14 protein-coding genes are annotated in these 12,053 nt (G+C 70.0%); 4 read left to right on the forward strand and 10 right to left on the reverse strand.

Translation table 11 applies throughout. From position 1 onward, the window contains the following. Positions 1-23 precede the first annotated feature (23 nt). From FHR33_RS32765 to FHR33_RS32775, 3 genes are all read right to left on the reverse strand, one after another. Positions 24-521 (reverse strand): nuclear transport factor 2 family protein, encoded by a 498-nt coding sequence (locus FHR33_RS32765; RefSeq protein WP_183655990.1) that lies wholly within the window; start codon positions 519-521, stop codon positions 24-26. Next, the gene (locus FHR33_RS32770; protein WP_221241350.1) at positions 518-970 is read right to left on the reverse strand and encodes a nuclear transport factor 2 family protein; all 453 of its coding nucleotides are present in this window, start codon (positions 968-970) and stop codon (positions 518-520) included. The genes FHR33_RS32765 and FHR33_RS32770 overlap by 4 nt, the downstream gene beginning before the upstream one ends. Positions 971-1,219: 249 nt before the next feature. Continuing rightward, the gene (locus FHR33_RS32775; protein WP_312895822.1) at positions 1,220-1,900 is read right to left on the reverse strand and encodes a formylglycine-generating enzyme family protein; all 681 of its coding nucleotides are present in this window, start codon (positions 1,898-1,900) and stop codon (positions 1,220-1,222) included. 364 nt (positions 1,901-2,264) lie between these two features. On the opposite strand from FHR33_RS32775, the gene FHR33_RS32780 reads away from it, so the two are divergent. Both FHR33_RS32780 and FHR33_RS32785 read left to right on the forward strand, forming a co-directional pair. Continuing rightward, a complete protein-coding gene (locus FHR33_RS32780; protein WP_183655994.1) occupies positions 2,265-3,191 on the forward strand; it encodes an NADP-dependent oxidoreductase in 927 nt (308 codons plus the stop codon). Between the two features lie 4 nt (positions 3,192-3,195). After that, on the forward strand, positions 3,196-4,134 hold the full coding sequence (locus tag FHR33_RS32785; protein WP_183655996.1) for an AraC family transcriptional regulator: 939 nt from the start codon (positions 3,196-3,198) through the stop codon (positions 4,132-4,134). Positions 4,135-4,202: 68 nt separating this feature from the next. Here FHR33_RS32785 and FHR33_RS32790 read toward each other — a convergent pair whose 3' ends face one another. Genes FHR33_RS32790 through FHR33_RS32800 form a run of 3 tightly spaced genes read right to left on the reverse strand, consistent with a single transcriptional unit; the run spans position 4,203 to position 5,925 of the window. Next, a complete protein-coding gene (locus FHR33_RS32790) occupies positions 4,203-5,285 on the reverse strand; it encodes a Zn-dependent alcohol dehydrogenase (RefSeq protein WP_183655998.1) in 1,083 nt (360 codons plus the stop codon). Positions 5,286-5,290: 5 nt separating this feature from the next. Next, positions 5,291-5,482 (reverse strand): ferredoxin, encoded by a 192-nt coding sequence (locus FHR33_RS32795; protein WP_183656000.1) that lies wholly within the window; start codon positions 5,480-5,482, stop codon positions 5,291-5,293. Beyond that, positions 5,479-5,925 carry a pyridoxamine 5'-phosphate oxidase family protein gene (locus tag FHR33_RS32800; RefSeq protein WP_183656001.1) on the reverse strand — a complete coding sequence of 149 codons (447 nt, stop codon included), beginning with the start codon at positions 5,923-5,925 and terminating at the stop codon, positions 5,479-5,481. The genes FHR33_RS32795 and FHR33_RS32800 overlap by 4 nt, the downstream gene beginning before the upstream one ends. 83 nt (positions 5,926-6,008) lie before the next feature. Between FHR33_RS32800 and FHR33_RS32805 the strand changes: the two genes are divergently transcribed. Beyond that, a complete protein-coding gene (locus FHR33_RS32805; RefSeq protein ID WP_183660435.1) occupies positions 6,009-6,626 on the forward strand; it encodes a class I SAM-dependent methyltransferase in 618 nt (205 codons plus the stop codon). Here FHR33_RS32805 and FHR33_RS32810 read toward each other — a convergent pair. The 4 genes from FHR33_RS32810 to FHR33_RS32825 all read right to left on the reverse strand — a co-directional run bounded on the left by FHR33_RS32810 (position 6,623) and on the right by FHR33_RS32825 (position 10,754). After that, complete coding sequence (locus FHR33_RS32810; protein WP_183656002.1) at positions 6,623-7,585, reverse strand: DUF1702 family protein; 963 nt, start codon at positions 7,583-7,585, stop codon at positions 6,623-6,625. The two genes, FHR33_RS32805 and FHR33_RS32810, sit on opposite strands and share 4 nt — an antisense overlap. 198 nt (positions 7,586-7,783) lie before the next feature. Then, the gene (locus FHR33_RS32815) at positions 7,784-8,812 is read right to left on the reverse strand and encodes a prenyltransferase/squalene oxidase repeat-containing protein (protein ID WP_183656003.1); all 1,029 of its coding nucleotides are present in this window, start codon (positions 8,810-8,812) and stop codon (positions 7,784-7,786) included. Continuing rightward, positions 8,809-9,516, reverse strand: a complete 708-nt coding sequence (locus FHR33_RS32820; RefSeq protein WP_183656004.1) for a class I SAM-dependent methyltransferase — start codon at positions 9,514-9,516, stop codon at positions 8,809-8,811. Before FHR33_RS32820 ends, FHR33_RS32815 begins: the two co-directional genes overlap by 4 nt. Further along, positions 9,510-10,754 (reverse strand): glycosyltransferase family 4 protein, encoded by a 1,245-nt coding sequence (locus FHR33_RS32825; protein WP_183656006.1) that lies wholly within the window; start codon positions 10,752-10,754, stop codon positions 9,510-9,512. The genes FHR33_RS32820 and FHR33_RS32825 overlap by 7 nt, the downstream gene beginning before the upstream one ends. A gap of 232 nt (positions 10,755-10,986) precedes the next feature. Between FHR33_RS32825 and FHR33_RS32830 the strand changes: the two genes are divergently transcribed. After that, a complete protein-coding gene (locus FHR33_RS32830; RefSeq protein ID WP_183656008.1) occupies positions 10,987-11,991 on the forward strand; it encodes a GDP-mannose 4,6-dehydratase in 1,005 nt (334 codons plus the stop codon). Positions 11,992-12,053 lie beyond the last annotated feature (62 nt).

Raw genomic sequence — 12,053 nt, forward strand, 5'->3', positions numbered from 1 at the left:
CAGTCCTTCGATGACTGGCCGATTCAGGCGTACTGGAGGGTGGCCCTGGTGATCAGGCCACCGGAGATGTCGAAGCTGTAGGAGGCGCGGAAGCCGCCCGTGCCGCCGGGGGCGAAGGTGACCAGCATGGTGGTGCCGCCCCGTCTCGGCGTGTTGCCGAGCACGGTGAGGCGGCCGCCGATGACCTCGGTGTCGGCCCAGTGGCGGATGGCGTCGTGACCGCGGATCTCCCGGCCGACGTCGACGATGACGGCGTCCGGCGTGAAGGAGGCGACGAGGGCGTCGAGGTCCTCCGCGGCGACCGCGTCGACGTAGCGCCGGGCGGCGGGATCCAGGTCGGCCGGCGCCTGCGCGGTCGTGGCGGCCTGGGGTTGGGCGGTGGTCGCGGCCTGGGCCTGCGCGGTGGTGGTGACCAGGGTCTGCGCGGCGGGTCCCTGCCGGTCGACGGCCGCCATGGACACGCCACCCGCGATCACCAGGACGGCGGCGCCGCCCAGGAGAAGGGCCGTTCGGCGTCTCATTGCGAACCGGCCAGGTTCATGAGGTCCCTGTTTCCTTCGGCCCAGGTCGCGGTCATCACCACTCCGGAGATCCGCCAGCCGTCCTGGGTGCGGACGAGGTCGAAGCGGTAGGTGCCGCCCAGTGTCCACAGCGGCGAGCCGAACGGGTTGGCCAGCCGGTGCGTGGCCTGGAAGGAGGCGGTGCACACCGCGGTGCCCTCGCCGAAGGAGACCAGGTGGTTGCCGAGCAGGTGCTGCGTGGCGTCGAAGGCCCCGAGCAGCTGCGACCAGGCGCCCACGATCTGGTCAGGAGTGAGCGTCACGGCTTCGCCGCCGTTGAGGCTGGTGTAGTCGAGCGTCACCTTCTCGGCGAAGACCGAGGCCAGGCTCTGCCACTCACGCTGGTCGGCGTGCCATGCCATCCGCGTGCACGTGTCGATGATCTCAAACCGGTCGTCAAGGGTCCCCACGGACAACTCCTTCGATCGTGCCTTCGGAACTGAAGGATGTCGGAGGGGCAGACCGTAATGAAGCGAACAACATGCAGCGATCGTGCATGAAGCTGCACGGCGGCGTATGGAGCAGACCTCGCGTGAGCGCGCCGCTGGATCTGAGCCTAAGCCGCCACGTGGCCGTCGGACGCCCTCCACCCGGCGTGGCGGGAGGCGCAGGGGCTCATCGATGCTTCGAGTCACATGCTCCGTGTCACATGCTGCGTGTCACATGGTTCGAGCGAGCCGGAAGCCGAGGTCGTCGATGGCGAACGTGGGGTGACTGCGGCGGCGTACGGAGGCTCCGCAGCCCCGCGCGGGCTCGGCCCAGCTCCCACCCCTGAAGATGCGGTAGGAGCCGTAGACCTCCTCGTCGTAGAGGTCCCAGCACCACTCCCAGACGTTGCCCAGCATGTCGAACAGCCCCCACGGGTTGGGCGCCTTGCCGCCGACGTCGTGGACGCGGCCATCCGAGTTGTCGGCGAACCAGGCGATGTCGTCGATCTCCCCGTACCGGTAGCCGGTGGTGTCCGCCTTGCAGGCGTACTGCCACTCCGCCTCGGTCGGCAGGCGGTAGCCGTTGGAGGACCAGTCGCAGGTCACCTCCCCGCTGCGCGCGTCGACGGCGTAGACCTCGTCCAGCCCGGACAGCACCGAGAGCCGGTTGCACGCGTCGATCGCGTCGAGCCAGCTGACGTTCGTCACGGGGGAGCCGGCGCTCGTGGAGGGGGTGGGGTCCGCCCCTGTCACGGCGCGGTGGAGGCTCGCCGTCACGGGATATCTGCCGAGCAGGAAGGGCGCGATCTCGACCCGCCAGCGGGTGCCGCGTCGGTCGTCCCGAAGGTCCACGGCTCCACCGGGGACGTGGACCATCTGGGGGAGCGCCGGGTCGTCGGTCGGTGGGTGCACGTGGCGCGCCTCTCGGTCCGGGGCGGCCGCGAGGTCGGTCGCGCGCCCTGATGCGGGTGCTGTGTTCAGGGGTGCGGCGCCGGTCCGAACTCGTCCGCCGGGCTTCGCCTGGATGACCGGAGACCGTGGACGCCGCGGTCTCAGGCTAGGGGTGCCGGCTCGGCGACCGGTTGCCGGGCCGCGAGGAGACGGCGGCAGGCCGGACGGGCGGGCGGGAAGGGCGGCGGGGACGTACGAACGGTCGCGGCTGAGAGCGTCCGGTTGGAAGACGATCGGACATGTTTCCAAGACTGCAGGCCATTACGCCGCTCATCGGACCTCCCTAACGTTGGGGGCGTCAACCTGAACGACAAGGAGAGCTCTCATGCGTGCTGTAGTCCAGAAGTCCTTTGGCGGCCCCGAGGTCCTGGAGACCGTCGACATCGCCCCGCCTGAGCCCCTCGGCGGTGAGGTGCTCATCAGAGTCATGGCGAGTGGTGTGAACCCCGTGGACGTCGCCGTCAGGTCGGGGGCCTATCCGCTGCTGGGCGAGCCCCCTTTCGGGGTGGGGTGGGACATCTCCGGCGTCGTGGAGGAGGCCGGTCCAGGCGCCCGGTTCAAGGTGGGCGACGAGGTCTTCGGCATGCCGTTCTTCCCCCGTGCCGCGACAGGGTACGCCGAGTACGTCGCCGCACCCTCGAGGCAGGTCGCTCGTAAGCCCGCCTCGATCGGCCACGTGGAGGCCGCCGCTGTGCCGCTGGCCGCGCTGACGGCCTGGCAGGGGCTGGTGGACGCGGCTCGGGTGAAGGCCGGCGACCGGGTGCTGATCCACCGCGCCGCCGGTGGCGTCGGGCACTTCGCGGTGCAGATCGCCAAGGCACGCGGGGCGCACGTGATCGCGTTGGCGAGCGAGGCGCGGCATGAGTTCGTGCGGAGCCTCGGGGCGGACGAGGTGATCGACTACCGGGTCACCGACTACGCGGACGTGGTGCGTGATCTGGACGTCGTCCTCGACTCGAACGCCCATGGCTCACGTTCGCTGAGCGTGCTGCGAAGGGGCGGCACGCTCGTGACCATCATGGAGCACTGGAACCGGGAGCTGGAGGCCGAGGCCGAGGCGGCGGGCCGGCACTTCGCGGGGGTGTCGGTCGAGCCTGACTACGCGTCGCTGGAGGCGATCGCCGAGCTGATCGACGCCGGACGGATCCGGCCTCACGTCCAGGAGACGTTCCCGCTCGAAGAGGCGGGCAAGGCTCACGAACTGGTCGGTTCCGGGCAGGTTCAGGGCAAGGTCGTCCTGATCGTAGGGTGAGTGCGTGGACATCCTGACCGAGGCTCTGAGCTCGATGCGGACCGGGCGGCCGACGTCCGTCCGCACCGACGGCCGCGCCCCCTGGGGCCTCCGGCTTCCGCCCGTCGCCGGGGCCGGCTTCCACGTGGTGCTGTACGGCACGTGCTGGCTGGTGCCCCTGGAGGACGCCGGTGACCAGGTGGAGCCGATCGCGCTGAGCCCGGGGGACGTGGTCTTCCTGCGCGACGGTCGTGGCCACATCCTCGCCGACCATCCGTCCACACCGGCCGAGGTGGAAAGACCCGAGCAGTTCCAGCCAGGCTCGCCGATCGGCACGGTGAGGGTGGGTGGCGACGGCGCGCTGACCAGCCTGTTGTGCGGCAACTACCACCTGGACCAGGGGCGGCCGCATCCGCTGGTAAGGCAGCTGCCCGAGGTGATCCATCTGCGGACGCGGCACGGTCACCACCCCGAGTTGAGCGCCGCCGTCCAACTGCTCGGCGCGGAGCTGGAGAACCCACGGATCGGGTCGGACGGCATCGTCCCCACGCTGATCGACTCGCTGCTGCTCTACGTCCTGCGGGCCTGGCTGGAGGTCCAGCCCCCGGCGGCGGCGAAGGGCTGGGCCGCCGCGCTCGGTGACTCTGCTGTCGCACCGGCGCTGGCGGCCATCCATGACAACCCGTCGGCCCCGTGGACCGTCGAGTCGCTGGCCGAGCGGGCAGGGCTCTCACGCGCGGCCTTCGCCCGGCGGTTCACGGCGCTGGTCGGGGAGCCGCCCATGGCCTATCTGACCCGCTGGCGCATGACGACCGCGGCCCGGCTGCTGCGTGAGTCCGACACCCCGCTGGCCGCGGTCGCCGCGCAGGCGGGATACGGCTCGGAGTTCGCCTTCGCGAAGGCCTTCAAGCGCGAGTACAGCATGGCCCCCGGCGGCTACCGCCGCCAGACCCGGACGGCCTGACGACGGAACGGGCCACCGGCGGCCTGCCGTCTTCCCGCGCGTAGCGCCCCCGACGGGGGACGACGCCGTCAGTCGATGAGGACGATCTGGCGGAGGGCCTCGCCGCTGCGCAGGGCGGCGACCGCCTCGTTCAGGTCGGTCAGCTTGATGCGGGCGCTGATCATGGAGTCGAGGTCGAGCTGCCCCGCCTTGTACAGCTCGGCGAAGTACGGGAAGTCGTGCCGCACGTCCGCCTCGCCGTACAGCGAGGAGAGCAGGTTCTTGCCCTCGAACAGCAGGCTGAACGCGGAGATCTGCACCATGTCGTCCATGGCGCCCGCGCCGACCACGATCACGTCGCCGCCCTGGCGGGTGAGCTGCCAGGCGGACTGGATGGTGGCGGACTTGCCGACCACCTCGAAGCCGTAGTCGAAGCCCGCGCCGCCGGTGAGTTCCTGCAGGGCTCCCGGCAGGTCGTCGGGGGTGACGGCGTGGGTGGCGCCGACCTTGAGCGCGAGCTCGTGCTTGGCGGCGAGCGGGTCGACGGCGAGGATGGTGCGGGCGCCTGAGATGCGCGCGCCCTGGATGACCGACAGACCGACGCCGCCGCAGCCGATGACGGCGACGGTGCTGCCGGGCCTGACGCGGGCGGTGTTGATGGCCGCGCCGACGCCGGTGGTGATGCCGCAGCCGATCAGGGCGGCCGCCTCCCACGGGAGGGAGGGGTCGACCTTGATGGCGCCCTGCCACGGCACGACGATCTCCTCGGCCCAGGTGCCGCACCCGGCCATGCCGTACGCCATGGTGTCGCCGATCCTGAAGTTGCCGGTCGTGAAGGACTCGACGATGTACTTCATGCACAGGTACGGCTGGCCGCCCACGCACAGCGCGCACTCCTGGCAGGAGGGCCGCCAGTTGATGATGACGTGGTCGCCGGGCTGGACCGAGGTGACGTGGTCGCCCACCTCGACGACCTCGCCCGCTCCCTCGTGACCCAGGACCAGCGGCACCGGCTGGGGCACCACGCCGCTCATCGCCGACAGGTCGGAGTGGCAGACGCCGGTCGCCCTGATCTTCACGCGCACCTGCGTCGGGCCGACCGGAGCCAGCGTGACGTCGTCGCGGATGTCGAGCTTGTCGTCTCCTACGGTGTGGAGCAGCGCAGCGCGCATGGGGGTTACTCCTCGAGAGAGAGGGCGGCTTTCGGACATGACCGCACCGCGTGGCGGACGCGGTCCACCATCTCGGGCGGCGGCTCGGGCAGCAGGACGTGCAGCTGGTCCTCGTCGTCCACTTCGAACACCTCGGGGGCGAGTCCCATGCACACCGCGTTGGCCTCGCACACCAGATAGTCAACCTTGATCTTCATGACAGCCTCCTGTGGTCCCATGACACCACTTTGGTGGGCTCCACGACGAAGGCGACTCGCTTTCTCCCCGTGTGCTCCACGTACTCGCGAAGCAGCTCGTCGGGCACTCCGGGGGTCATCCTCCTGGCGATCTCCATGCCGATGTCGAGCGTCCTCTCGACCTGCTCGGCCACGCCGTACAGCAGGATGCCGCGCAGTTCGGCGTAGTCGTCGCCGGTCTCGATCAGGCAGCTGACGCGGGGGTCGCGCTCGAGGTTGCGTGTCTTCTGGGCCTTGCCGTAGGTCCAGAAGGCGACTCTGCCCTCGCTGTCGAGCGCGTAGAACATGGTGACCAGGTGCGGCGTGCCGTCCGGGTTGATGGTCGCGAGCTGCAGCTTGCGCGACTCCCTGAGGAGGGCGCTGACGTCGTCGTCGGACATCGTGATGCTGGCGCGCTGATTCACGTGCCAAGTAGAACAGGTTCCAGAATACGGTTCAAGAGGAATGTTCGGTTTGAACGCCCTCCAGTAGGGTGCTCCTCATGGAGATGCCGCCCGAACTGCTGCAGGCCGCCGAGCGGGCCAAGGGCTTCATGCCCCGGGACGAGGGGCGGGCGCTCTACGAGGCGGCCCTCCAGTACGGCAGGCAGGGCCCCATCTGCGAGATCGGCACCTACTGCGGCAAGTCGGCCATCTACCTCGGCGCCGCCGCCAGGCAGATCGGCTCGGTCGTGGTGACGGTCGACCACCACAGGGGCTCGGAGGAGATCCAGCCGGGCTGGGAGCACCACGACCCGACGCTGGTCGACCCGCGCTTCGGCAAGATGGACTCCCTTCCCGCCTTCCGCGAGACGATCGCCGCCGCGGGGCTCGAGGACGAGGTCGTCGCGATCGTCGGCAGGTCCGAGCAGGTGGCGCGGCTGTGGAACACGCCGCTCGGCATGCTGTTCATCGACGGCGGCCACTCCGAGGAGCCGGTGACCCGCGACTACGAGGGCTGGGCCCCGCACGTCGCCCCCGGCGGCGCGCTGGTCTTCCACGACATCTATCCCGACCCCGCCGACGGCGGCCAGGCGCCCTACCGCGTCTATCTGCGCGCGCTGGAGTCTGGGGCCTTCAAGGAGGTCTCGGTGACGGGCTCCCTCAGGGTCCTGACGCGCCTCTAGCGGCGGCGGGTCAGCGCGCGGCGAGTGTGGGCGTGCCAGGCCTGGAAGTCCTCATGGGTGTGGGGATCGTGGCCGAGCGCGATCAGCGCCGTGTCCGTCCACGACGCCGCCTGCTCGGGCTCGGCCCCCGTCAGCAGCTGGACGGCGTGCGCCGCCTGCTCGGGCACGTGTCCCTCCTGCAGCCGCGTGGCGATCGCGAAGGCCGCGCCCTGCGACACATGGGCCCGGAAGCCGTCGGCCGAGGCGTGCGCCGCCAGCCCGCACAGCTCGTCAGGGTCCGCGCCGCCCACGTAGGTGGCCGCGAACGCCACCCCGCTCCACAGGTCGGCTCTGCGCCCCGCGGGGAACTCCGCGACGCGGGCCGCGACGTCCTCGGGGCAGGCGCAGTCGTGGAACCACAGCAGGCGGCCCAGCCCCTGGTCGAAGATGGCCCGATGCGCCCTGGTCAGCAGGTCGGGCATGGACCGCTCGCCCACCATGCGGTCGGCGTGGGTGAGCGAGCGCTGGAAGCCGAACCCGTCGACCGCCAGCCACCGCAGCAGCGGATGGCAGGCGCCGAACCCCCAGAGCGGTCGCAGGCGCAGCCTGGCGTAGGCGCGGCCGATGCCGAGGTGCGCGGCGTGCTGATGGCGTACGGCGAGGCCGGCCAGCAGCTCGTGCGTCCGTCTGCCCCTGCTCATGGTCAGCAGGTCGAGCGTGGCGCACGCCGTGGCCGCGCCCTCGTAGGCGAACCCGCGCTGCTCGGCGGGCAGATCGTCGATCTTGCCCGTCTCGTGGGACAGGACGGCGTTGTAGCCGAAGATGTGGGAGCGCTCGGCGCGCTCCAGCGTGGCGCGGGCCTGTCCTGCTCTGAGCCTGAAGCGCCGCCTGCCCAGGTCGGCCTCGGCCGGATCCTTGCTCAGGAGGCGGCGCAGACCCTGCGCGGGGGGATTGATCGGCTCGATCCTGAGCTGGTTCAAGAACGGCAATGTGCCCGTGTCGCCCACTCTTCCCCCGAAGACGCATCGTACGGCCAGCCACGAACCTAGTGACGGCCTTGCGGCGCTCCTCGACGGCGCTCCGCTTTTCGTGGCAAAGAACCGGCAAAACGACTTGCTTCGAGGGTGATGTGACGCGATCAGCCGGAGTCGCGCGGGAGTGGCGTGCTTGGACGGACCTCAGCCACGCGGGCGCGGTGGCGTCAGGCCCGCCTGCCGTACGGGGGAGGGGATGTCACGGAAGAGGGCCGCGCCAGGGGTGAGCCCCAGCAGGGCGTCGGCGGCGAGCACCACGGCGGCGGCCGTGTAGCCCGACCGCTCGTGCGGGAAGTGCTTGCGGTTGGCGAACTGCCAGCCCGTCCAGTACGAGCCGTCCTCGTGGCGCAGGTGCTGCATGTCGGCGAACAGCCGCTCGGCGCGCCTGCGGTCGCCCAGGGCGTCGAGGGCCAGGACCAGCTCGCAGGTCTCCGCGCCCGTCACCCACGGCTGGTCGGAGACGCAGCGGATGCCGAGGCCCTCCACCACGAAGGTGTCCCACTCCTTGTCCAGCAGTTCGAGCCCCTGGTCGCCGCGGACGGCGCCGCCGAGGACCGGGTAGTACCAGTCCATCGAGAAGCGGCTCTTGTCGGCGAACGCGTCGGGGAGGTTCTGCAGCGCGTTGGCCAGGCGGTCGGCGGCCAGTTCCCAGTGCGGCTGCGGGTCGTCGAGGCGGTCGGCGAGCAGGACGCCGCTGCGCAGCGCATGGTGGATGGAGGAGCAGCCGGTCAGCAGGGCGTATCCCGCGGCGCGGCCGTGGGCGTCGCGCTCCCAGACGATCTCGCCGCGCGGGGTCTGGAGGTCGACGACGTAGTCGAGGGCCCTCTTGACCATGGGCCAGCGCTCGCGCGCCGTGTCGAGCTCACCGGTGATCAGGAGGTCGTGCCACACGCCGACGGCGACGTACGCGGCGTGGTTGGACTCGCCGCCCAGCTCGGTGGGCTCGCCTCTGACCAGCTTCATCGGCCAGGAGCCGTCCTCGCGCTGGTGGCGCTCCAGCCAGGCGTAGCCGCGCTCGACGTTGCCGGTGAGGCCCGCCACCGACATGGCCATCAGGCACTCGACGTGGTTCCACGCGTCGACGTGACCTTCGGGCCACGGCACGCCGCCGTCGTCCTCCTGGATGTCGGCGATGCTCTGCGCCGTCTGGAGGACCTGGCCGCTGGAGATCACGCGGGTTTCCTGAGGTAGACCACCACGCTCTTGCCGATGAGCTGGTTCAGCACCGCCTCGGCGACCCTGGTCGTCCTGGGGCGCTTCATGATGTCCCAGACAAGGAGCTGGTGGTAGGCCTTGACCAGCGGGTGCTCGTCGTTGTCGACACCCACGGCGCACTTGATCCACCAGTACGGGGCGTGCAGGCCGTGCGCGAAGTGGTGCGGCCCGACCTTGAAGCCGGTGGCCTTCAGCTTGGCCTTGAGCTCGGCCAGCGTGTAGATGCGGATGTGCCCGCCGGGAGCGGTGTGGTAGTCCTCGCTCAGCGCCCACGAGATGCGCTCGGGCAGGAAGGCGGGCACGGTGACCGCGGCCAGCCCACCGGGCTTGAGCACCCGCAGGATCTCCCGCATGGCGGTGGTGTCCTCGTGGATGTGCTCCAGCACCTCGGCGGCGATGACCCGGTCGAAGCTGTTGTCCTCGAACGGCATGTCCAGCGCGGTGCCCTGCACCGTCTCGCCGGTGCCCGCGGCCTCGCCGGTCTCCTCCATCGCCGCGAACATCGACTTGACGCCGTCGAGCTCGGACTGGTCCATGTCGAAGGCGACCACGTCCGCGCCCCTGCGCAGCGCCTCGAAGGCGTGGCGGCCTCCGCCGCACCCGAGGTCGAGCACACGAATGCCCGGCCCGACAGGCAGCCGGGCGAAGTCGACGGTCAGCACGTGCCGAACTCCTCAATGGCCTCTCGGTAGGCCTCAACGGTCTTCTTGGCGACGACGTTCCAGGTGTAGCGCTCCATCACGCGGTCGTAGCCCGCCCTGCCGACCCGCTCGCGCTCCTCGGGGTCGTCGTGCAGGCGGCGCAGCACCGCGGCCAGTTCCTCGGCGTCGCCCGGGGTCACCTGCACCGCGGCGTCCCCGACCACCTCGGGCAGCGCGCCCGTACGGCTGGCGACCAGCGGGGTGGCGCAGGCCATGTGCTCGACGGCGGGCAGCGAGAAGCCCTCGTAGAGGCTCGGGACCACGGAGATCTCCGACGTGGCGATCAACTCGCCGAGCTCGTCGTCGGAGATGCCGTGCACGAACCTGACCCTGTCGTGCAGGGAGAGCTCCTGGACCAGCTGCTCGGTCGGGCCGCCGGGGGTGGGCTTGCTGACGACGGTGAGGTTCACGTCGCGCTCGGTGGCCAGCTTGGCGACCGCCCTCAGCAGCGTGGAGACGCCCTTCATGGGGGAGTCCGCGCTCGCCACCGCGACGATCGAGCCCTTCCTGCGGGGCTTGTCGGGACGCGGGTGGAAGTAGCGGGTGTCCACGCCCAGCGGGATCAGGCGCATGTTGGCCTGGGGCACGTTGAAGTCGCGGTGGATGTCGGCCAGGCTCGACTCGCTCACCGTGAGGATCGGGCTCAGCCTCGGGGCGACCTTGGCCTGCATCTTCACGAAGCCGTACCACCTGCGCATGGTGAGCTTCTTGACGCCCTTGGCCGCCTCCAGCTCGATGCGCCTGTCGACGCTGATCGGGTGGTGGATCGTGCCGACCACGGGCAGCAGCTTCTGGATGCCGAGCAGTCCGTAGCCGAGGGTCTGGTTGTCCTGGACGACGTCGAAGTCCTTGCGGCGCCTCTTCATCTCACGGTAGGCGCGCAGCGTGAAGGTCAGCGGCTCGGGGAAGCCCGCCGTCCACATCGTGCCGACCTCGAGCAGGTCGATCCAGTCGCGGTACTCGTGGAGCTTCGGCGTGCGGAAGGGGTCCTCGTCGCGGTAGAGATCGAGGCTCGGGACCTTGTTGAGGATCACGCCCTCGTCGAGCTCGGGGTACGGCTGGCCGGAGAAGACCTCGACGTGGTGGCCGAGGGCGACCAGTTCCCTGCTCAGGTGGCGGAGGTAGACGCCTTGACCTCCGCAGGTGGGCTTACTCCGGTAGGACAGCAGTGCGATCCGCAGAGAGTCGCCCACTGGCACCCCTTTCTCCGCCCGGTACCGTGAAAGATGACCTTAGTCTGCGCACCTTACCATTGGGTAGGTATGGGGATCCTCTTGTGGAATTGTTCCTCGTATGGCTTTCACAGGGCGCGAACTGGGAAGTTAGCCGTACCGAACGTCATTCGGTGGAACGCGTTCTATGGGGGCTGATGCTTCATTGACGGGCGTAGCTGTACATTCCCGTCCCAAGGACTATTGATGGAGGGCCTCGTTGGCCAGGCGCGCACTGATCACCGGCATCACCGGGCAGGACGGTTCCTATCTGGCCGAGCACCTGCTCGCTTCGGGGTACGAGGTGTGGGGGCTGGCAAGGGGGCAGGCCAACCCGCGGGTGTCGAGGATGCGCAAGCTGCTGGCTGACGTCCAGGTCGTCAGAGGTGATCTGCTCGACCAGGGGTCGCTGATCTCCGCCGTGGAGAAGGTCCAGCCCGACGAGGTCTACAACCTGGGGGCGATCTCCTTCGTTCCGATGTCGTGGGAGCAGGCCGAGCTGACGGCCGAGGTCACGGGCATGGGCGTGCTGCGCATGCTCGAGGCGATCAGGGTGTGCTCCTCGCGCGGCGCCTCCATCCGCTTCTACCAGGCCTCCTCCTCGGAGATGTTCGGTCAGGTCAGCGAGACGCCGCAGAACGAGCGCACGTCCTTCCACCCCCGCTCGCCCTACGGCGTGGCCAAGGCCTACGGTCACTTCCTCACCCAGAACTACCGCGAGTCCTACGGGATGTTCGCGGTGTCGGGGATCCTGTTCAACCACGAGTCGCCCAGGCGCGGAGCCGAGTTCGTGACGCGCAAGGTGTCGCTCGGCGTGGCGAGGATCAAGCTCGGGCTCGCCTCGGAGCTGAAGCTGGGCAACCTGGAGGCGCGCCGCGACTGGGGCTTCGCCGGTGACTACGTGCGGGCCATGCACCTCATGCTCCAGGCCGACACGCCCGAGGACTACGTGATCGGCACGGGACGCACGCACTCGGTCAGGGAGCTGGTCGAGGCGGCCTTCGTGGCGGCGGGGCTCGACTGGGAGCAGTACGTCGTCGGCGACCAGAGCCTGCACAGGCCCGCCGAGGTGGACCTGCTGTGCGCCGACCCCAAGAAGGCGCGTACCCAGCTCGGTTGGGAGCCCACGGTGGCCTTCGAGGAGCTCGTGGCGATGATGGTGGAGTCGGACCTGCGGCTGCTCACCGACGGTGGAGACCCCGACCAGGACTCCTCCTGGCCCTGAGGTCCAGCCGTTCTGTGGACAGCGCTCGCGCGTCCACAGAACCCCGTTCGGACGGCCGCGGC

Source organism: Nonomuraea dietziae (assembly GCF_014195505.1).
Lineage (GTDB): Bacteria > Actinomycetota > Actinomycetes > Streptosporangiales > Streptosporangiaceae > Nonomuraea > Nonomuraea roseola.